This window comes from Halomonas huangheensis, assembly GCF_001431725.1.
In the GTDB taxonomy this organism is placed as follows: Bacteria; Pseudomonadota; Gammaproteobacteria; order Pseudomonadales; family Halomonadaceae; genus Halomonas; species Halomonas huangheensis.
On record NZ_CP013106.1, the window covers coordinates 3,993,352 to 4,013,948 of the forward strand.

At 59.1% G+C, this 20,597-nt stretch carries 24 protein-coding genes; 22 read left to right on the top strand and 2 right to left on the bottom strand.

Annotated features, from left to right (window positions below; translation table 11 throughout):
• Positions 1–220 precede the first annotated feature (220 nt).
• The 7 genes from AR456_RS17195 to AR456_RS17225 all read left to right on the top strand — a co-directional run bounded on the left by AR456_RS17195 (position 221) and on the right by AR456_RS17225 (position 6,487).
• Positions 221–415 (top strand): hypothetical protein, encoded by a 195-nt coding sequence (locus AR456_RS17195; protein WP_021818085.1) that lies wholly within the window; start codon positions 221–223, stop codon positions 413–415.
• 166 nt (positions 416–581) lie between these two features.
• A complete protein-coding gene (locus AR456_RS17200; protein WP_162148475.1) occupies positions 582–1,745 on the top strand; it encodes a SctD/MshK family protein in 1,164 nt (387 codons plus the stop codon).
• A 54-nt stretch (positions 1,746–1,799) separates the two neighbouring features.
• The gene (locus AR456_RS17205; protein WP_021818083.1) at positions 1,800–2,192 is read left to right on the top strand and encodes a hypothetical protein; all 393 of its coding nucleotides are present in this window, start codon (positions 1,800–1,802) and stop codon (positions 2,190–2,192) included.
• On the top strand, positions 2,189–2,521 hold the full coding sequence (locus AR456_RS17210; protein WP_021818082.1) for a tetratricopeptide repeat protein: 333 nt from the start codon (positions 2,189–2,191) through the stop codon (positions 2,519–2,521). The genes AR456_RS17205 and AR456_RS17210 overlap by 4 nt, the downstream gene beginning before the upstream one ends.
• Positions 2,518–4,680 (top strand): type III secretion system export apparatus subunit SctV, encoded by a 2,163-nt coding sequence (sctV, locus tag AR456_RS17215; protein WP_021818081.1) that lies wholly within the window; start codon positions 2,518–2,520, stop codon positions 4,678–4,680. Before AR456_RS17210 ends, sctV begins: the two co-directional genes overlap by 4 nt.
• Before the next feature lie 97 nt (positions 4,681–4,777).
• Entirely contained in the window at positions 4,778–6,046 is a 1,269-nt protein-coding gene (locus tag AR456_RS17220; protein WP_021818080.1) for a type II and III secretion system protein family protein, read from the top strand.
• A gap of 9 nt (positions 6,047–6,055) precedes the next feature.
• A complete protein-coding gene (locus tag AR456_RS17225; protein WP_021818079.1) occupies positions 6,056–6,487 on the top strand; it encodes a hypothetical protein in 432 nt (143 codons plus the stop codon).
• 8 nt (positions 6,488–6,495) lie between these two features.
• Here the strand turns inward: AR456_RS17225 and AR456_RS17230 are convergent, their stop codons facing one another.
• Positions 6,496–7,275, bottom strand: coding sequence for a tetratricopeptide repeat protein (locus AR456_RS17230; RefSeq protein WP_021818078.1), 780 nt, complete (start codon positions 7,273–7,275; stop codon positions 6,496–6,498).
• A gap of 294 nt (positions 7,276–7,569) precedes the next feature.
• Here AR456_RS17230 and AR456_RS17235 point away from each other — a divergent pair, with 294 nt between their 5' ends.
• The 15 genes from AR456_RS17235 to AR456_RS17305 all read left to right on the top strand — a co-directional run bounded on the left by AR456_RS17235 (position 7,570) and on the right by AR456_RS17305 (position 19,601).
• Positions 7,570–8,100: a type III secretion protein gene (locus tag AR456_RS17235; protein ID WP_155829191.1), complete on the top strand. Its 531-nt coding sequence runs from the start codon at positions 7,570–7,572 to the stop codon at positions 8,098–8,100.
• A 22-nt stretch (positions 8,101–8,122) separates the two neighbouring features.
• On the top strand, positions 8,123–8,314 hold the full coding sequence (locus tag AR456_RS17240; protein ID WP_021818076.1) for a hypothetical protein: 192 nt from the start codon (positions 8,123–8,125) through the stop codon (positions 8,312–8,314).
• Positions 8,315–8,371: 57 nt separating this feature from the next.
• Entirely contained in the window at positions 8,372–8,779 is a 408-nt protein-coding gene (locus tag AR456_RS17245; RefSeq protein ID WP_021818075.1) for a hypothetical protein, read from the top strand.
• A 3-nt stretch (positions 8,780–8,782) separates the two neighbouring features.
• On the top strand, positions 8,783–9,592 hold the full coding sequence (gene sctJ, locus AR456_RS17250; protein WP_021818074.1) for a type III secretion system inner membrane ring lipoprotein SctJ: 810 nt from the start codon (positions 8,783–8,785) through the stop codon (positions 9,590–9,592).
• Positions 9,582–10,283: a hypothetical protein gene (locus AR456_RS17255; RefSeq protein WP_021818073.1), complete on the top strand. Its 702-nt coding sequence runs from the start codon at positions 9,582–9,584 to the stop codon at positions 10,281–10,283. The genes sctJ and AR456_RS17255 overlap by 11 nt, the downstream gene beginning before the upstream one ends.
• Complete coding sequence (gene sctL, locus AR456_RS17260) at positions 10,280–10,876, top strand: type III secretion system stator protein SctL (RefSeq protein WP_021818072.1); 597 nt, start codon at positions 10,280–10,282, stop codon at positions 10,874–10,876. Before AR456_RS17255 ends, sctL begins: the two co-directional genes overlap by 4 nt.
• A complete protein-coding gene (locus AR456_RS17265; protein ID WP_021818071.1) occupies positions 10,873–12,216 on the top strand; it encodes a FliI/YscN family ATPase in 1,344 nt (447 codons plus the stop codon). The genes sctL and AR456_RS17265 overlap by 4 nt, the downstream gene beginning before the upstream one ends.
• Positions 12,213–12,689: a hypothetical protein gene (locus tag AR456_RS17270; RefSeq protein WP_021818070.1), complete on the top strand. Its 477-nt coding sequence runs from the start codon at positions 12,213–12,215 to the stop codon at positions 12,687–12,689. Before AR456_RS17265 ends, AR456_RS17270 begins: the two co-directional genes overlap by 4 nt.
• Complete coding sequence (gene sctQ / locus AR456_RS17275; protein ID WP_021818069.1) at positions 12,689–13,795, top strand: type III secretion system cytoplasmic ring protein SctQ; 1,107 nt, start codon at positions 12,689–12,691, stop codon at positions 13,793–13,795. Before AR456_RS17270 ends, sctQ begins: the two co-directional genes overlap by 1 nt.
• A complete protein-coding gene (sctR, locus tag AR456_RS17280; RefSeq protein WP_021818068.1) occupies positions 13,788–14,444 on the top strand; it encodes a type III secretion system export apparatus subunit SctR in 657 nt (218 codons plus the stop codon). The genes sctQ and sctR overlap by 8 nt, the downstream gene beginning before the upstream one ends.
• Positions 14,445–14,450: 6 nt before the next feature.
• Positions 14,451–14,720 carry an EscS/YscS/HrcS family type III secretion system export apparatus protein gene (locus AR456_RS17285; protein ID WP_021818067.1) on the top strand — a complete coding sequence of 90 codons (270 nt, stop codon included), beginning with the start codon at positions 14,451–14,453 and terminating at the stop codon, positions 14,718–14,720.
• A 2-nt stretch (positions 14,721–14,722) separates the two neighbouring features.
• Entirely contained in the window at positions 14,723–15,541 is an 819-nt protein-coding gene (sctT, locus tag AR456_RS17290) for a type III secretion system export apparatus subunit SctT (protein WP_021818066.1), read from the top strand.
• Positions 15,542–15,551: 10 nt separating this feature from the next.
• A complete protein-coding gene (locus AR456_RS17295; protein WP_021818065.1) occupies positions 15,552–16,601 on the top strand; it encodes an EscU/YscU/HrcU family type III secretion system export apparatus switch protein in 1,050 nt (349 codons plus the stop codon).
• 671 nt (positions 16,602–17,272) lie between these two features.
• Positions 17,273–18,031 (top strand): carbonic anhydrase, encoded by a 759-nt coding sequence (locus tag AR456_RS17300; protein ID WP_021818064.1) that lies wholly within the window; start codon positions 17,273–17,275, stop codon positions 18,029–18,031.
• A gap of 49 nt (positions 18,032–18,080) precedes the next feature.
• Entirely contained in the window at positions 18,081–19,601 is a 1,521-nt protein-coding gene (locus AR456_RS17305) for a SulP family inorganic anion transporter (protein ID WP_021818063.1), read from the top strand.
• Positions 19,602–19,726: 125 nt separating this feature from the next.
• On the opposite strand, the gene AR456_RS17310 is transcribed toward AR456_RS17305, so the two are convergent.
• Complete coding sequence (locus AR456_RS17310; RefSeq protein ID WP_021818062.1) at positions 19,727–20,575, bottom strand: ion transporter; 849 nt, start codon at positions 20,573–20,575, stop codon at positions 19,727–19,729.
• Positions 20,576–20,597: the final 22 nt, after the last annotated feature.

Genomic DNA, 20,597 nt, shown 5'->3' on the forward strand with positions numbered 1-20,597 from the left:
CAATTAACATACCGTTTAAAACGCTCTCAAAAACTTACCCAAACTCGTCTAGCGCCATTCGTATTTCCTTCTACCTTGAATTGGTGCAGTAACAAGCATCTTCAGTTTTCGAGAATCACAGTGACTTCGAATCTGATGCCTGTTGGCGAGATCAAGGATCGTCTTCGGCCATGCGGATTCTTCCCGACCAGCAAACCCACTCAACAGGGGATTAGCAGAAATGGCGATGTTTTTCTTGAAGCACAGTAAACAGAATCAAGTTGATGGAGCCGGCGATTCAGGTGGTGGCATTGACGTCAACCAGTTGAAGCAGGTCTTTGAAGAAGCTGCGCAGAAGTCCATGGAAGTGAGCAAGGCCAAGACCGAAGGAAACACCGAAGTCGACACCGCCAGATCATCACGTCCCAATAACTGATGGTATCGACATCCAGTGGGTAGCCCAGGGTTATCAACTGGACTTGTCGGTCGCCGGCGTGGGTTGGCGACCTCCTGATCACAACTTCGGGATCCATTCCCCCTAACCGGCTGCCAGCCTTCAACGGCAGCAGCCGGTGGGGGGTCCGTTGGTTAGGTGCATGCCCATGGCTTCTGCATTCTTGACATCGATAAACTCATTGTTCTCCCCAGTGACGGATCTGTACTCGACACTGGAGGTAACTGAAGGTCTCCACCAGGGAGTGACCATCCCGGTGGAGCAGCCAATCTGCCACCTTGGCTCGTCATCTCACGTGGACGTCATGCTGAGTGATACAGGTGTTGCCGAGGAGCATGTCACCCTGCGCTTCCACGCGCGTATGGTCGCCATTGAGGCCACCGGTGGAGATGTTCGCGTAGGCGATAGGGTATTGGCTCAAGGTACCGGCTGGCGAACCACACTGCCGGTCACATTCGACATCGGTGATGCTCGGTTGCACCTGGCGCAGCCCGAGGTGTCTCTTCCACCCATCGTGCGCGGCGTGCAGGACAAGCTCCAGCCCGTATGGCACCAGTTGGGGGAACGAATTCCCGCTGCGCGGGACAAGGCTCGCAGCGCACTGCAGAGCGTCAACGCCCCATTACACAAGACGTTGGCCACCAGCACGGACGTAATCCACCGCGGGCTGGTCAAGCTGCCCCTTCCCGGTCGCTGGCAGGAACGCGTTCAGCGTCTGTCACTACCTCGTCAGACTGACACGCCACGTCTGAAACGAGGCTCTGTGATGACCACTCTGGGTGTCATCACTCTGGCGATCATCGGTATCTATCAGCTCGGCAGTAGCGGCAAGGCCGGAGCCAGCATTACCGCCAGCGCCCTTCACTCCACGGCCCTGTTGCACCCACAGGCCGCAGAAGCTGCGCTGATGCTGGCCGGATCAAGCGCTTCTCCGGCTGAAGCCTTGCGCGAACAATTGCGACAGTCAGGACTTGATGGCCTGGAAGTACAGGATGCAGGTAACCATCTAGTGGTATCCGGTCACTTTGCTGGACAACAACACAGTGACTGGCAATCAGTTCAACGCTGGTTCGATCAGCGCTATGGCAGCCGCCAGGTGTTGATCAGCAATGCCACACCCAGCCTTGAACCTGATCGACCAGCCTTTCGGTTTCAGGCCGTCTGGCTGGGTGAGAACCCTTATGTCATCAACGCCACAGGAGAGCGTCTGTACCCGGGCGCGGCCCTATCGGAAGGCTGGATCCTGGCAGAGATCGCCGACGATGGCCTGACCCTGCGGCGTGGCAATGACGAAATGTCGCTGACGCTGTAACGCATATATCGGACGTGCCCATGACCCGCATGCCAATGGACAACCAGTGCAGCCATGAAAGTCACATCTGACCGCAACATCGACAACTATCGCCTGCTGGATTCGGCAGAAGCGGTAACAGAGGCCAGGCATGGCGAAACGCCCAGCCCCGCCGATGCACCTCGAGCGAAAGCGTTTTCCGCGCCACCGTTCGTCGATGGTTCGTCACCGGAAGCAACGCTTTCGCTGAGAGCCAGGCTGGCGCGCGCCACCGCACCTGTTGCCGGAGACCTGGAGCTCTATTCGGGTGCGCGAGGTATAGAGCTCCTGCAACACGTAGTCGATAGCGTACTGCCCCAGTTGGAGACCGGCAGTGACATCGCTGAACTCGCGGCACAGCTGATCAAGGAGGAGATAGGAATGCGCACCGAATGGGAGGCACGGCGTGTCGAGGAGAGCGAGTCGTGACAGAAGACGACCGTCACGCTGCTTCACTGCTGCATGTCATGGGCCACCTCTACGTAAAAGGTGGCGAGCGCAAGCGTGGCCTGATTCTGCTGTTGCTGGCCGCCCACATGCTGCCGTCCCACTCCGGCATTCTGCACACTCTGGTTCAAGCATTCATTGCAACGGGTGATACCCAGCGAGCGCTGGATGCCATTGACCGGCTCGAGTATCTACAAGGCCCCACGCCAACCCAGGCACTCTTGCAGAGCCGAGCACTATGGCGCGCCGGTCGTGTTGATGATGCTCGCGCATCCTTCCAGAACTATCTGCAGCGGCGGGAGGAAGGATGAGCGGAGTTCTGACCCGGCTCAACGCCATTGCACTGCGCGCGGCACAGCGCAGCGATGTCGTGATTGCCATGTTCATCGTGCTGGCGGTGGTGATGATGGTCATCCCGCTGCCCACCGCCCTGGTCGATACGCTGATCGGCATCAACATCGCACTCAGCCTATTGATTCTGATCGTAGCCTTCTACATCTCACACCCGGTGGACTACTCCTCGCTACCGCCGATCATTCTGCTGGCGACGCTGTTCCGACTGGCGTTATCGATCACCACTACACGCCTGATTCTACTCGAAGGCGATGCCGGGCAGATTGTTTCGGCTTTCGGCAACTTTGTGATCGCTGGTGAAGTGGTGATCGGGCTGGTGGTATTCCTGATCATTACCGTGGCCCAGTTTCTGGTCATCACCAAAGGCGCGGAACGAGTGGCGGAGGTTGCTGCCCGTTTCATTCTCGATGGCATGCCAGGCAAGCAGATGAGCATCGACAACGATGTCCGCAACGGCGACATCGACCAGGCCCAGGCACGTGTCAAACGCCAACGCCTGGAACGTGAGAGCCAGCTCTACGGCTCCATGGATGGTGCGATGAAATTTGTCAAAGGTGACGCCATCGCCGGCCTGGTCATCCTGTGTGTCAATCTCGTCGGGGGGCTGTTGATTGGCATGATCAAGCGCGGCATGTCCTTCGGTGACGCGGTGCATACCTATTCTCTGCTGACCGTTGGCGACGGCCTGATCGCCCAGATTCCTGCGCTGCTTATCGCCGTGGCTGCCGGTACCGTTGTCACTCGTGTCAACTCCGATCAGGCCAGCGACCTGGGCAGCGAAATCGTCTCGCAGCTGGGCAGCAACTCACGCGCCCTGGGGCTGACTGCGACGATCCTGTTCTTTGCCGCGTTCATCCCCGGCTTCGCCACCATCGTGTTTCTGGTACTGGCGGCTGGGCTGGGCCTGGCAGCCTGGTGGGTAAACAAACGCCAACAATCCACTCAAGAGGAAGACGCAGCAGCGGATGGCACTGGCTCAGCAGCTGGTGACGTTGCCGACACCCCTTCCGCGGAGCACACCTCAGCATCCGGCTCAGCGCTGTCAGCTAGCGAGGCGGCTCAACAGCGTATCGTGCTGTCACTATCCCCCGCTTTAGCCGAAGTCCTGTCGTTGGAGTCGCTGCGCGGACTGGTGGATGCCACGCGGCAACGCATTGGTGACGAGTTGGGTATCCAGATACCCAATGTCGGTGTACGCATAAAGAATACCGATACCCAGCATAACCTTGCCGTCGAACTCGACGAGGTTCCGGTGCTGGAAGGTGAAGTTCCCGTGGGCCATGCACGACTCGATGATGACCCGGTGCACCTGGAGTTGATCGAGGTCGAATCGACAAGCTACCCCCCGCTGACCAGCCGTCACCCTGAACACTGGATCGCGGAACAGGATCTGGAGCGCCTCGACGAGGCCGGCATCGCTTACCAGGCGATTCCGCAGGTGCTGTGCGATTGCCTCGAGCGGGTACTGCTGCGCTACGCCGGAGAGTTCGTGGGTATTCAGGAAACTCGCGCCCTGCTCTCACATATGGAGCAGCAATACTCCGAGCTGGTGGGCGAAGCGGTGCGCATCGTTTCCCTACAGAAGATGGCCGATGTATTGCGCCGCCTGGTGGATGAAGGTGTGCCCCTGCGCACTCTGCGCACCATTCTCGAAGCGATGGTCAACTGGGGTGCTCAGGAACAGAGCGTGGTGCGCCTGGCCGAACGGATCCGTACGGCACTGGCCCGGCAGATCTGCCACCGATACGCCCGCGCCGACAGAGTGCTGCCAGCATGGGTAATCACCCGTCAGGTGGAAGAAGCCATTCGCTCGACACTACGCAATGACAGTGCCAATGCCAGAAACACTGGTCTACCGGTTGCTCTGTCCCGTTCGCTGCACAACTGGTTCAAGCAACGCCTGGCAGAACTCGATACGGATGTCATGCCGGTGATCCTTGTCTCGAGTGATGTGCGACCTGCATTGCAACAATGGGTCAATCGCCACCATCTGGACCTGCCGGTCATGTCCTGGCAGGAGGTGGCCAGCGAATTCAACCTGCAGGCTCTGGCACAGGTCAAGCTGACCCCGGAGTCAAGGGATACTGGCTCGACCGAGACCGCTAGCCGGCAATAGTTCATCCATAACAACAACCTCTGCATGGAGCAAATCTGTGACGCAAGCAACATCCATGATGCCACCCACGACGTGCCTGGCACTGTTGAGCAGCACAATGAACCGTCTGTTGACGCCACTGATGCTGCTGCTGGCCTTTGTCGGCCACGCCCACGCACAGTCCGCCCTCGAGCTTGAAACGGGCCAGGGCCGGGTCCTGCGCTTCGGCAATGACGTAGCATCGGTATTTGTGGCCAATCCCGACGTCGCAGATGTCCAGGTCGTGTCGCCGGGGGTGATCTATGTGTTCGGCAAACAACATGGCGACACCAACCTGATTGCGCTGGGCAGTGACGAAAGCACCCAGGCGTCCATGCGCCTGCATGTCAGCGATGGCGACCAGGGTGCCAACCGAGCCTTGCACGATGCCGATGCAGACAGCCCTATCCAACTGCGCATGGCAGGCAACCAACTGGTTGCCGACGGACAGAATCGCAGCATTGAGGGCGCCATCGCTACGCAATCCACACTGGAGCAACATGCTCCCGCCGAAGGTGGCATGCTGAACAATGCCACCTACGCCGATGCCACCCAGGTCAACCTGCGCGTACGTTTCGCCGAAGTGGCGCGTCAAGAGCTGCTGCAGTACGGCGTCAGTTGGAGTGCGCTGATCAACAACGGCTCCTTTTCACTGGGTATCTTTCCCGGCTCCATGGCCAACGCCTCGTTCGGCACCATTGCCAGTGGTGTCGACGGTGTTGATGGCCTACTCCAGGCGCTACAGGAAAATGGCCTGCTGCAGATCCTCGCCGAGCCAAACATCACGGCAATGACGGGAGAGACCGCCAGCTTCCTCGCCGGTGGCGAGATTCCGATCCCGGTTCCGGCAGGTAATGACCTGGTCGGTATCGAGTACAAGCAGTTCGGTGTCTCACTGATGTTCACTCCGGTCCTCTTGCCCAACGGACGCATCTCGTTGGAGGTTCGTCCCGAGGTCAGCAGCCTGACCAACGAGGGCGTCGAGATCGGTGGTACCAGTGTGCCGGGGTTGCAGGTACGGCGCGCCGACACCGTGGTCGAGGTGGGAAGTGGCCAGACCTTCGCCATTGCCGGTCTGTTCCAGCGCAGTGCCACCAACAATCTCGAACGGGTGCCGGTACTGGGCGACCTGCCAATCCTCGGCAATCTATTTCGCTCGCGCCGATTCCAGCGTGAAGAGACCGAGCTGGTCATCCTGATTACACCCTACATCGTGCAACCCACACCCGGACGTGCACTGCGTACACCACTGGATCAAGGCCACGTCAGTAATGGTGCTATCCGTGTCGATGGTCAGGGCGCGCCCGAAGTGGTGCGCAACGATCCCTTCGGCTTTTACCTGCAGTAAGGAGTCCTGATGATGGTCATGACCTATTCATCGCGGATGTTGTACACCCTTCTGCCATTGCTGGTGATGCTGGGAGGATGCAATTCAGCACTGGGGCCAATGTCCTGGCAGAGCGGCTACCGCGCCAGCGGTGTTGCTGCCACAGATACTCGGACCGCTCAGTTGCAGGCAATCGCCCCCAATACCTGTGATCTGCTCAGCGACCAGAGTGGCATCGTGACGTTACCACCCGGCTGCGCCAACGATATCAACCTGCAATACATGGTCGAGCGTCCCCAGGACCTGCTGTACGGACGAGAAATGGGCCCCGCACAGGCACAACCGGTCGCCACCGCTGCACGGGAGCGACTGACTGATCGCGAACAGAGCAGAACACGCTCGGACAGACTCCGTGAGGAAGCTCACGGCATGAGCAGCTATACCACCACAGGGGGCATGTGACCTATGTGCTATCTGTTCATTGCCAGGCCAATCGCCCGCGCCTGCTCGCTGGGTATGCCGATATCGCGGATCTGCTGTGCATGTTCGATCAACGACTGGCGTTGCTCGGAGGTCATGTCCGGAATCTCGGTGCTCTGCGCCAGCGGATCCTCACCGGCCATCACCAATACCAACAGCAGGCCACGGAAATGGCGCTGCTCCGCCAACGGCGAGGTGGTCACCTCTCGCATCAGGGCCACGGCTTTACCGCTCTGGCCCGCCAGCGCTTCCGCCACCGCCAGGTTGGTCTGGACATCAGGGTCGTGTGGCTTCAACTGTGCCGCATGCGAGAAGGCCGCGACCGCCTCGGTTTCCTTGCCCATCAAGGCCTGGGAAGCTCCCAGACGGCTCCAGGCCGCAGGAGTATTGATCTCGGGAGCGACACGCCGGAGGTTGCGTTCGGCGCTTTCCACCTGGCCAAGACGCAATTGGGCAGTGCCCATGCCAAGCAACGCCGACTCATTGTTGATGTCTGCTGCCAGCGCGGCCCGGTATGAATGCAAAGCACCTTCGAAGTCGCCGCCCGCAAGACGAGCATCACCCAGCCGGACCTGGATGTCGACATCACTTCCCGACGTCTCGGCGGCACGTTCGTACATGCTGGCCGCTGTGGCGTAGTCACCATGAGCGGCGATGTCGTCAGCAAGTTCCAGCAACCGGGATTGTTCAGCGCTCCGAGTAGAAGCGCAGGCGGTCAGCAGAATACAGGTCATGAGAATGGGAAGACGTATGACGTATGGCATCGACATCAGGAACTCCTGGCCATGGCTTATGGCATTTCGCTTCGTAATGGAAGTTGTTTTCGGGCAGAAGGCGACTCCGGAATCACGAAACATTGAGTCACTCAATCATGATTCCGTCAATCATATTTTCACAACGAGATGCACTTTTTACACCGCATCATCACAACAATGAAAGGTCAGGATATTTCCAAAACCATGCGATCGATATCCAGAAAAGAGATCAGGGAACCAGCCACGTTAATGCCACTGTTTATCGGTATGGCAGTCATGGTTTTTTCAGTAACAGGTATAGTTTTCTTGATGACAAGTAAAGCCGATGCACAACAGAACGACAGTAGATCGGAATGGATGCAACGTGACTACCACTACATCATTGTCAAGCAGGATGTTCGCGATGTTCTTAATGAATTCGGCAGAAACCTATCGCTCCCTGTCGAGATTTCTCGTGACGTAAGAGGAGAGGTAAGGGGCGAGATACAGGCCGGAAATGCTCGCGAATTTCTCGAGCAGGTATGTGCGGCCAATGACCTGGCGTGGTTCTTTGATGGTGGTGTACTGCACATCACTTCTCGCCGGGAACTGACACAGCGGACCTTCGACCTGTCACGGGTCGATGTTGATCGTCTGATGGAAGATATCGGACAGGCAGGTGCTGGTGAGCCGATGCAGGCAAGGCTGGTAGACGCTGATTCAGCACTACAGGTCTGGGGCGTCGATGCCTGGATCGAGAGTGTAGCGCGGCATGTCGAGCGCTTACGCAACCCGATGCCTGGAGGGCGCGGTGAAGTACAGGTGTTCCGTGGCAGTGTGGCGCCAACCACTGCCGAATGATGGCAATCCGAAGGAGAGCGATATGGCAACCACAGAACCGACCAATGCACCAGGCGTCGATCCGGCTGCATCGGCCAATAACCAACAGCAGCAGGCCTTCGATCAGGCCGCAGAAAATGCACGTGCCATGCAGATCGTGGGACAGGCCGTTGCCTCATTGGCCTCGACACAACTGATGGACTACGCCGGAGACATGCTCAAGGACGAAGGCTGATAACCAGCCTTCGTCAGGCGAGCGTCCTGCCCCCGACAAGCTGATACAGGAGCATTGATGATGATACCCGCGGCAGAAGTCAGCGCAGGTGCCATCCCCGCCTCTCCCAATGGAGGCGGGATGGATCCCCTGTCATCTCAGAATCTGTTCGAACACTTTGCCAGCCAGTCAAGTACGGCGGCACAGACGACTACGCCAGCAGAATTGGGGTCGGACATCTTGAACGCGTTGGAAAATCCCATCGAGCAGGCGCAGAGCTTTTCAGCCCGAATGCACGATCAGCAAACCGCCACGGCAAGCGAAGGAACCACCTCGAGTGACGAAGCAGGGCTAGGCGATATGCAGTTTGATCGTATGCTCGATTCGCTCTCGGCCATGTTCGACCATGCCACGCTGATGAAGCTGATGTCGTCCTGTGCGTCCCAGACGTCCGGTGCTGCCAGAACGCTATTGCGAGGACAGTGAATCTTGGCTTCCATTCCTGTCCTGCAAGGGCCGCTGTCGAAGACACTGAAGCTGCTGCTGGTAATGACCCTGGCACTGCTGCTGCAGGCCTGTGACACAGAGCTGTACACCGGTCTCAGCGAACGCGAGGCCAACCTCATGGTCGCCAGCCTGGCACGCCACGGCATTGCCGCGGAACGCGTGCTCAAGGAAGACGGCATGATGAGTGTCACGGTTGATGAAGACCACTTTGCCGAGGCTGTCGGTCTCCTCGACCAACTGGGGCTGCCGGAACAGAAATTTTCCAATCTCGGCGCCGTCTTCGAGAGCAACAACCTGGTCTCTTCGCCAGTGCAGGAGCGTGCGCAGATGATTCACGCGCTCAGCGAGGAGTTGTCGCACACCGTATCGCAGATCGATGGCGTGCTATCGGCACGCGTCCACGTGGTACTTCCCGACAACGATCTTCTCGAGCGGAACAGCACGCCTTCATCCGCATCCGTCTTCATCCGCTATTCACCGACCCTCGACGTCAACCCTCTGATCCCCAAGGTCAAGACATTGGTGGCCAACGGCATTGCAGGGTTGGCGTACGACAGTGTCTCGGTGGTGCCTGTTGCCGCGCAACCTCTCCAGATCGCAGATGGCTCGGCTCCAGCCACACTGAGCTCATTTCTCGGCATCGCCATGCCGGCGTCGAGTGTTTCGCGAGCGGCCTGGATCTTCGGCCTGTTGATGGTTCTGGTACTCGGCCTCGGCGCGCTGCTGGCCTGGCTGCTGTGGCATCAACGGCGGCGTAGCCCCTATGAGCTGGAGACGCCCCATGAGTCGTGAGGCCACAATGAGCCCTGACTACCGTTTGCAGAACGAGCATGTGCAGAATGATCGCTGGCAGGACTTCATCGCGGCACCGGTTCGCTGTGTCGCGATGAACTGGATTGTCGAGATACTGGACGGCGTCGCCGATGACGAAGCGACCCTCGCCGCAGTGGCATATCACCCACGTTTCCAACAACGTCTCACCGAACGCCTGATGCAGCGCCATGGGCTGACCGCGCCAGCCGCCCTCCCACCCCTGGCGGAGGAGGACCAGGTCATCCTGCAACTTGCGCCCGAGCATGCAGGCGAACTTGTGCATTACTGCGGGATGATCTGCCACGCCACTACCTTCGTCCGAGAGATACGGGCACCACGCGTCGTGGCTCTCAAGCAACACTTCGGTACAGCGGCATTTCTCACTGCACTGGCCCATCACCAGTTGGCGCTACCCTACCCACCGCAGACCGTCGACGATGCCCTCTCCGATACCTTCGCCAACACCCTGCACCAGGAGGGTCTGGCCTGTGTCGCCAGCTGGCTGGCCCAACAATCCGACGAGATGGGTGCCTGGTTGCGTCTCGGCATAGCGGCCGATCCCATGATCGACAGTCAGGAGATTTCTCCTCAGATACGCGAACAGGGCGTGGCCATCGTGCGCTGCGCAGCGACCGCTGTGCTCAACCATCACCGGGAGGCCATGCCATGAACGAGTTACCGACGCGTCCCGGCAAGGTCATTCTCAAGGCTCGCGAGGCTGACGCATGGGTCAGTGGCTACGCCTTTCTGGAGCGCGTAAAGCAGCGCGCCAGCGAGGCCGAACAGGAAGCACGCCATACCCGAGCTGCGGCCTACGCCGATGGCTTCGAGGCCGGGCGGCAGGCCGGTGAGACTCAGGCCACTGAGCTCCTGACCCGAACCACACAACAGGTCGACCGCTACCTGGCCGGAATGGAGCCGTCCATGGCCGAGCTGTGTCTGAAGATGGTACGGCGGATTCTCGGCCAATTCGACGACACCGAGTTGATCGTCCGTTGTGTGCGCCAGGCACTGATCGAATACCGCCATGACATGACGGTAACGGTACGCGTTGCGCCGGAGCGTGTTCCGGACGTCGAGGCTCGGCTGCGCGTGGCGGATCCGGTACCGGATCATCCGACCTATCGTATTGAAGGGGATGCACAGCTCGGCAGTGGTCAATGCCTGCTGGTGAGTCCGGTAGCAGTGGTCGATGTGGGCCTCGAGGCACAATTGCAAGCGCTGCGCGAGGCACTGATACCTCCCGCTGGAGGCAGCGAATGAGTTCCGGCCCCCGCTTCCCCGATCTCGACGCGCTACTGCCCCGTCTCGATCAGCGCACCAACCAGGCTGAGCTGCGACCAGTCCGCGGCCGGGTCAGACGTATTCTCGGCCAACTGGTACACGCCAGTGTCGAGGGTACCGGCATCGGAGAACTGTGTTATCTGCGCGACCCTCTCAGCGGTCGTCGTGTCGCCGCTGAAGTCATCGGTTTCGAGGATGAGGATGCGATCCTTTCGCCGATTGGTGACCTGCGTGGGATGTCGACACGTGCGGAGGTCATCGCCACTGGCGCACCACAGAATGTTGCCGTGGGCGAAGCACTGCTCGGTCGAGTCATTGACCCGATGGGCACCTTTATCGACAACAAGCCATCGCCGATGAAGGACAGCATGAACAGCTACCCGGTGCATGCCGATCCCCCTGCGCCCCTGGCTCGCCAGTTGATCCAGCATCCGCTGAGTCTCGGTATTCGCGCGATCGATGGTTTGCTCACCGTGGCACGCGGCCAGCGTCTGGGCATCTTCGGCGAACCCGGTGTCGGCAAGTCATCATTGCTGTCGGCGATTGTGCGAGGCAGCGAAGCGGACGTTATCGTGCTGGGGCTAGTTGGCGAGCGCGGTCGCGAAGTTCGCGAACTACTGGATGTTCAGCTAGGCGAAGAAGCACGACGGCGTACCGTCTGCGTGGTCGCGACCTCGGATCGGCCAGCCATCGAACGTACGCGTTCGGCGATGGTGGCCACCAGCATCGCCGAGTATTTCCGTGACCAGGGACGCGACGTACTGCTGCTGGTCGACAGCATCACCCGCTTCGCCCGAGCGCAACGCGAGATTGGCCTTGCAGCGGGCGAGCCACCAACACGCCGCGGGTTTCCTCCGTCACTGTTCGCCGCTCTGCCACGGCTGCTCGAGCGTGCAGGCCCGGGGGCGACCGGCAGCATCACTGCGCTGTACACCGTTCTCACCGAGGGCGATGGCACCCTTGATCCGGTCAGCGAAGAAACACGCGCCATTCTCGACGGCCACATCATGCTGAGTGCCGACCTGGCACGCCGCAACCACTTCCCTGCCATTGATGTGTTGGCCAGCCGCAGCCGCTTGATGGAAACCGTGGCCGATCAGGAGCACCGCAAACTGGCGGCGCGCATGCGCGACCACCTGGCCCGATACCAGGACGTAGAACTGCTGTTGCAGGTGGGTGAATACCAGCATGGCCAGGATGCCCGCACCGATGAAGCAGTGGACAAGCACGATGCGCTGGAAGCCTTCCTGCGCCAGACCAGCGGAGAAACCAGCAGCATGCCAGACACTCTGCAACGCATGAACGAGATCCTGTCATGAATGACCAGCAACGACTCGAGAAGCTGATGGAATTGCGCAAGCAGCGGCTACAACGAGCCGAACACGCCCTGCAGGAACAACGTCACCGCTGTCAGCAAAGTGCCGAACAACTCGACATGTTGAACGAGCAACGCAGTGCCCTCCGCCGTGCGTTCGATGACCAGGAGCAGCAGTGGTTCACTGCTGGCTCAGACGGCGGACTGTCGGGGCCAGAGCTCGAAGATATGCGTCAGGCCATGGCTCAGCATCAGCAGGAAGGCATGCGACTCGACGAACAGCAACGGGAACTCGATCAGCAATATCGTCAACAGCAGACTACCCGAGACGAGCGCGCCACGCAGTGGGCGAGTCGAGTCCGCGCTCATCGTGCCCTTGAGCTGCTTGAACAACGCCGCAATCGCAAGCACCAGAATCGACGCGAACTGCTTGCCGAGCTCGAAGCCGAGGATGTCCCGCCGCGAGGGGGGCGCTGATGGCCGTAAGCAAGTTGACTGTTGATCGAGCATCCTACACTGCCCCCAGCCACAGCATGGAACGCCTTGAGGCTCCCCACCTGACGGTGCTGTCGCCACATACGGTACCGGTATTGAACAGCATCAGCCGACCGCGTGCACCGCTGCTGCTGCGACTCGGCGACCATCCCTTGACCTGCCGGCTGCACGGCCCAAAGCGTTCCAGCCCGGAGGCACTGACATTGGGGGTGGTGCTGGGCGATGCTCCGGCATTGCTGCGCCTGGACGACACCACACTCAAGATGCTCACCGCCCCATTGGCGCTGCAACGCGCATTGACGACCGGTAGCACTGATGTCAGCGCGATATGGCTGGAATACGCCCTGCTGGAGTGGCTCGAGCTGCTGGAACGGATGCTGGATGTCCCCATCCACTTGACCGGTATCGCTGCCCCTCCTACCGACTTCCCTATCGCACTATCGATCATGCTCGACGATAGCCAACAGTCCGGTCACCTGTGCGTATCGCTATCACCGGCAGCCGCTGAACTGCTGGCACCATGCCTCGAGCTTCACTGTCCCGTCGCCCCCAGACCCTGCTCGTCGGTGCCATGGCCAGTGCAGTGGATCGGAGGCTACCAGCACCTGGCCCTCGCCGAGGTGCGCGATCTACAACCTGGCGATGTGGTCATGCTCAATCGCCCCGAACACGGCTCGGCAGTTCTGGTGGGAGATCACCTGGTGGCCGCCGTGACGGCGCAACACAACAGTCTGCAACTGCAATCCCGACTTCGTCCCTCTGAACGTTATCGCCCCATGCGAGGAGATTTTCATATGGCCGCGCCAGCCAATGACACCGAGACCCCCACCCAGCCGCCGAGCCCTTCTGGCTCGGATGATACTCGGCTGGATCAGCTACCGGTGCACCTCGTGTGCGAGTTCGGCCGTCTCGAGCTTTCGCTGAGGGAGTTGCAGGAACTCAACCAGGGCAGTGTTCTGCCACTATCACGCCCCCCCGAACAGGCTGTCGACCTGGTCATCAATGGCAAGCTCATGGGCAAGGGACGCCTGGTGGAAATCGGCGATGGACTCGGCGTCCAGATTGAAAGGCTGGCCACTGATGAGTGAGTTTGAACCCAATCTCATCGGGATCATTGTTGTTGTTGCCTCACTCGGCCTGCTACCGCTGGCCGTGGTGACCATGACCTCATTCCTGAAGATTGCTGTGGTGCTGTTCCTGATCCGCAATGCCCTTGGCGTGCAGCAGACACCGCCCAACCTGGTGCTGTATGGCATTGCGCTGGTGTTGACCGTGTACATCACCACACCGTTGATCGGTGACATGGTCTACCAGTTGGAAACCCACAACACCCAGGTAGGGACCATGGAGGACATCAAGGCCACCGGCGAGGTACTGCGTGAACCGCTCAAGGAGTACCTGTCGACCTACGCCAACGAGCGTGAACGCGCCTTCTTCCTCGACGCCACCCAGGATATCTGGTCCCAGCAAGCACGCGACAATGTACAGGATGACGACCTGGTCACGCTGATTCCGGCCTTCGTCACCTCGGAGCTGGCGCGCGCCTTCGAGATCGGCTTCCTGATCTATATCCCCTTTCTTGTCATTGACCTGATCGTTGCCAACGTTCTGATGGCGATGGGCATGGTCATGGTCGCACCGCCGTTGATCTCGGTCCCCTTGAAGATCTTCCTGTTCGTTGCTGTCGATGGCTGGTCACGACTGATGCACGGCCTGATTCTCAGCTATGGAGGATAGCCAGCGATGACCGAGGATATCTTCCAGTCGGTGATGACCGATGCACTATGGACCGTGCTGCTGCTGTCTGCACCGGCATTGTTGACCGCCATTCTGATTGGCTTCGGTATCGGTCTATTGCAGGCTCTGACCCAGATTCAGGACCAGTCGCTGCCGCAGTCAGTCAAGGTCATCACCATCATGCTGGTACTGATCTTTGCCGGTCCCCTGCTGGTCGGTCAGCTCACTGGACTGACCGATCAGATACTGGACAACTTCGCCACCTGGTCACGTTAGTCATGCCCTGGGAAGATCTGATCGACGTCCTCCTCGACCAGCTGTATCCGGTCATGGCCTCGCTGGCGATCTGCATGTCGCGTGCGGTGGGCATGATCCTGATCACTCCGGCCTTCAACCGCCTGGGGTTGACCGGCCTGATTCGCTCGGCAGTGGCGATGACATTGGCCATTCCCATGATGCCAGTGGTCCTCGGCATGCTGCCCGAGCTGGATATGAGCGCTTTCACGCTGGCGGCACTACTGCTCAAGGAGCTGTTGATCGGGGTCCTGATCGGCATGGTGTTCGGTATTCCCTTCTGGGCCGCCGAGGTTGCAGGCGAAGTCGTCGACCTGCAACGAGCCTCGACCATGGGCCAGTTGCTCGACCCCATAGGCAGCACTGAGTCCGGTGTGACCAGTACCCTGCTGGTGGTGATGCTGGTCGCACTGTTCTTTGCCAGCGGCGGCTTCAGCATGTTGCTCGAGGGCTTCTACCGCAGCTATTCGCTGTGGCCGGTGGAGTCGATGGTGCCAACGTTGGAAACCCACACCGCACTGGCAGTGCTCGGCTTTCTCGACCAGATCATGCGTATCGGTGTTCTGATGGTCGCGCCACTGATCATCGCCATGCTGGCCGCGGATCTGATGCTGGCATACCTCGCGCGCATGGCACCAAATCTCAACATGTTCATTCTGTCATTGCCGATCAAGAACCTGTTGTTCACTTTCCTGCTGGTGATCTACATCGTGTTCCTGGTGCCGCAGATGTTCAGTGAGCTGGACGCGCTACCGGGTTACTACCGGCATTTCGAGACACTGGTCGAGTCCACCAGAGAATAACGAGGTTCGCATGGCTCAACAGCCCAGCGAGGAAAAGACCCTACCACCATCAAAGAAGAAACTGCGGGACGCACGCCTCAAGGGTCAGGTCGACAAGAGTAACGACATGGTCTCAGCGGTCGTCATGCTGGGCTGTACGCTGTATCTGGTGGTCAGTGTCGATGGCATGGAAGTCCGTCTGCGAGGACTGATCACGCTTACCACCCAGATGTATACCCAGCCCTTCGACACCCTGTGGCCTCGATTGATGGCCGCAGGCCTGGAAGTGCTGGTGTGGTCGGTGTTGCCGCTGATTCTGATTACCGTGGTGGCCGCCGTACTCACCAATGTTCTCATCATGCGCGGCTTTCTGTTCTCGGTGGATCCGATCAAACCCAAGCTCGAGCACATCAATCCCGCCGAAGGGTTCAAGCGTATCTTCTCAGTGCGCGGCATCATCGAGTTCTTCAAGTCGCTGCTCAAGATCGTAACGCTCGGGGTCGCTTTCGTTGTGGTCTGCCGACTGGGGTTGCAGGCATTGATGGAATCATCTCGCTGCGGCTATGGCTGTCTTGAAGGCATATTTCTGACATTGATGAAGCCACTGGTCATCACGGCATTGGTGGTGTTCATGATCGTTGGCCTGCTGGATGTCCGCACCCAACGCTGGTTATTTCATCGCGACCAGCGCATGACCCGAACCGAACACAAGCGTGAACGCAAGGATATGGAAGGCGACCCGGATATTCGCAAGGAACGCCAGCGTCAGCGCCGAGACATTCAGGCCTATTCATCCCGTACAGGCCTGCAACAGGCATCGATCATGATCGGCGCCGCCGGTGACTGGTTGGTGGGTATTCGCTACGTCAAAGGGGAAACACCGGTACCTACGCTAGTGTGCAAGGCATCCCCGCAGGAATCTGCCGTCTTGATGCAGAATGTCGCTCGTCATGGGTTGCCGGTGATAGAGAACCGCACGCTGGCGCAGAACATCGGCAAGCGCACCGGCAATGGCGAACCTATCCCTGAAGATTGCTTCCAACCCGTGGCGGACCTCCTTGTCGCCCGGGGAATGCTGTAAATGCTGTAATCCGAGAACTGCCGTAATCCCGCGATTATTCACTTGTTCAAGCATATTGAAACCAGTTGCCGAATATTCGATAAACGAATACATTTATTCCACAATAAAAGCACCTTGAAAAATTCAAGGACCCGTTACCAGGAGCCTTTCAAGCGTTATTCTCTATTCCTCCCCCCGAGACATCCCTCTTATCCCCCACAGACATCCCACTCATCCCTTTCACCTTCATTACAAGACGCCGTTTAAAACAACACACTCTGTACAGAGAAACCTTTACAACAACAAAAAGACACTAAACATCAATCATATAACACTGTTCAGAAACCATTAATTCAACATGAATAAAACATTAACCACGATGTAAGGTTGCAGAAAGAAAACCTCTGCTACCGTGCAGGCTGTCGTCATCAATAGTCGAATCCACAAGATATCGGCTGGCGAAGATCATCAAGGTGGAGATCCCAATACGATGACAAGAGTTCTCGTCATTGCTGACGAGAAAATCATTCTCGACGTACTGTTCTCGACATACTGTTCTCGACGTACTGCCGTAAATCACCGCAACCAGATATTCAACCCACCAGGCCGTCGAGGAATGACCGCTTGTTCTCTGTCTGGTCGCCATACAGTGACCCGTACTGTCGACCACCATTTCAGCAAGGATGCATGTAATGAACACACCTGACGAAAATCAGCCCTTGAGCGCTGACGAAGCCCTGATGACTCTGATTCAGGGATTGCAGAGTTTTCGCCGTGATGTCTATCCGCAGCAGCGAGAGCTGTTCAAGCGCCTCGCCAACACCCAGCAGCCGCGCATCATGTTCATCACCTGCGCCGACTCGCGCATCGTGCTGGAGCTGATCACCCAAAGTGAGCCGGGATCGCTGTTCGTCACGCGCAATGTCGGCAACGTGGTGCCGCCCTATGGCCAGATGAACGGTGGCGTGTCCAGCGCCATCGAATACGCAGTACTCGGCCTGGGAGTGCAACACATCATCGTCTGCGGCCATTCCGATTGCGGTGCCATGAAGGCTGTGCTCAACCCCGCCAGCCAGGACAGCATGCCAACCGTAAAAGCCTGGCTACGTCATACGGATGCCGCGCGCAGTGTCGTGGAAAGCCACTGCAGCTGTGGTCCCCATAAAACCCAGGCCCCCCATAAAACCCAGGCCCCCCATGAAACCCAAGGCCCCCATGAAACCCTGAAAGTACTGACGGAAGAGAACGTCGTGGCACAGCTCAACCACCTGCGCACTCACCCTTCCGTCGCCGCACGCCTGGCCACCAGACAGCTCAGTATCCATGGCTGGGTCTATGACATCGAGAGCTGCACCATTCGCACCTATGACGCCAGCGCGCGCCAGTTCGTGCCATTGGATGGCAATAGCCTGCCGGCAGCGAGTCCTCAGTCGCGTCACGAATGCGCCTGATATCCCGTTTCTCCTTGTCTTCTGACCCAATCATTCTGGAGAGAGCCTCATGACTGCTTTCCGCACATTGCCGCGCGATGGACTCGCCTCCGTGGTGGTCTTTCTTGTCGCTCTGCCCCTGTGCATGGGTATTGCCATCGCCTCCGGCATGCCACCAGCAAAAGGGCTGATCACCGGCATCATCGGTGGACTCATCGTCGGTTTCCTGTCCGGCTCGCCGCTGCAGGTCAGCGGTCCAGCCGCCGGCCTGGCGGTGCTGGTGTTCGAGCTGGTCAATACCCACGGTATGGCCGCGCTTGGTCCGGTACTGCTGATGGCTGGTCTGATTCAGTTGCTGGCCGGCATGCTGCGTCTCGGTAGCTGGTTTCGTGTCACGGCACCGGCAGTGGTATCCGGCATGCTGGCAGGTATCGGCATCCTGATCGTGCTATCGCAGATACATGTGATGATCGACGCCAAACCACTGGCCTCCGGCCTCGACAACCTGCTGGCGTTCCCTGGCGCGCTGATGCAGGTGTTCCACTTCAATGATGGCGGCAGTGCATTCGCTGCGGGCCTGATCGGCATCGGTACCATCGCCTGCATGTGGTTGTGGGATCGCTATCGTCCCAAAGCGTTGAGATTCCTTCCCGGGGCACTGATCGGCGTATGCCTCGCGACTCTACTCAGCATGTGGCTGGCATTGCCGATCACTCGCGTCGAGCTGCCGGAGAATCTGGGCACTGCCATCGACTGGATCAGCCCTCAGGCGCTCAGCACTCTCGCAGACCCGCAGTTGCTGGTGGCCGCACTGGCCATGGCCTTCATCGCCAGCGCCGAAACACTGCTGTCTGCCGCTGCCGTGGACCGCATGCACTCGGGCCCTCGTTCGCAGTTCAATCGTGAACTCTCCGCGCAAGGTGTCGGTAACATACTGTGTGGCGCGCTGGGTGCATTACCAATGACCGGCGTCATCGTGCGCAGCTCGGCCAATGTGCAGGCGGGAGCCGTCAGCCGTACGTCAGCCATTCTCCACGGCCTGTGGTTACTGGCGCTGGTGTCTCTGCTGCCGAGCGTGCTGCAGAGCATCCCGATCGCCAGCCTCGGTGGCGTGCTGGTCTACACCGGCTTCAAGCTGGTCAATCCGGCGGCGCTGCGTAATCTGAGGCAGTTCGGGCGTATCCCGATGCTGATCTATATCGCCACTGCGCTGTGTATCGTGATGACCGACCTGCTTACCGGGGTGCTGACCGGCTTTGCGCTGACGCTATTGAAGCTGCTGTGGAGTGCTTCGAAGCTGCGCATCAAGGTAGTGCACACCGAACCCGGTCAGGCCGAGTTGCATCTGCGCGGTGCCGCCACCTTCCTCGGTGTACCACGACTGTCGCAGGAACTCGCCGCGATCGAGCCCAGCACTCAGGTATACATCTGCATGGACCGACTCAGCTACATCGACCATGCCTGCATCGAGTTGCTGGAGGACTGGGGACGTTCGGCCCGCCTCCATGGCGGCGGGCTGGAAATCCGCCGCACAGCGCTGAAGCAACGCGTGGAGGGACGGCGGCGCAGAGCACTGGCAGCCACCGGTTGATGCGTCGTCGCAGGCCACGGCCTGGACATGACAGGCCAGCGTAAAAAGGCAGCGGCCCGGGGACTGATCTCCCGGGCCGCTGTCGTTGGTATCTCTCGATCTGTTCAACCTGTTCGAGCAGCTGGTTAGCCTTTGTCGGCGCTACTGCCGGGCACTCTTCCCGACCCCTCCGGCCGCAAGGCTTGCTGCGTTTCGGCACCATCTTCCGAGCCCGCGCTGCCATGACGATGAGCCAACTCGCTGCGCAGAGCAGTCACTTCCTCACGCAGCGCGATCATTTCATGGTGAAGATCACGCAACATGCGGCGGTTGGCACGATGCAGACGCTCACTTTCATCTTCCTGGTCGACCACGAACAGAGAACCGACATAGGCGGCAAAGCTACCAAACAGGCCAACACCGGCCACCATCAAACAAACGGCCACCAAGCGCCCGAGAGTGGTCACCGGATAATAGTCGCCATAACCTACCGTGGTGACCGTGACAAAGGCCCACCACAGAGCTTCTTCCGCGGTATCGATGGCGCTCTCTGGATTCGGCCCTTCGACCAGCAGGATGACCACCGAGCCGAAAATCACCAACATGATCGTGGCCGACGCCATTGAGGCAAAAATGCCCTTGGCCTTGTTGCGAAACAGCATATCCCAGACGATATGCAGCGACTTGATCGCCCTCAGCATGCGAATGATCTGCACCACCCGAATCAGACGCCCCGCATAGAAATAGCTCACCGGGATGCTGGCCAGCAGATCAATCCACCCCCAGCGCATGAACTGCCACTTGTCCTCAGCAGCGCGGAAACGAATCACGAAGTCGGCAAAGAAGAAGCCACAGACGACGAAATCCAGCTTATGCAGCAGATCAACGACATCGGGCGGCAGCTCATACAGCTCCTGTACCGCCATAGCACCGAGTACATAGATGGACAGAATCAGGATCAGAATCTGGAAGGGAGTGAGACGCTCAGGCTGCATGGGATCCATCTACTGACAATAA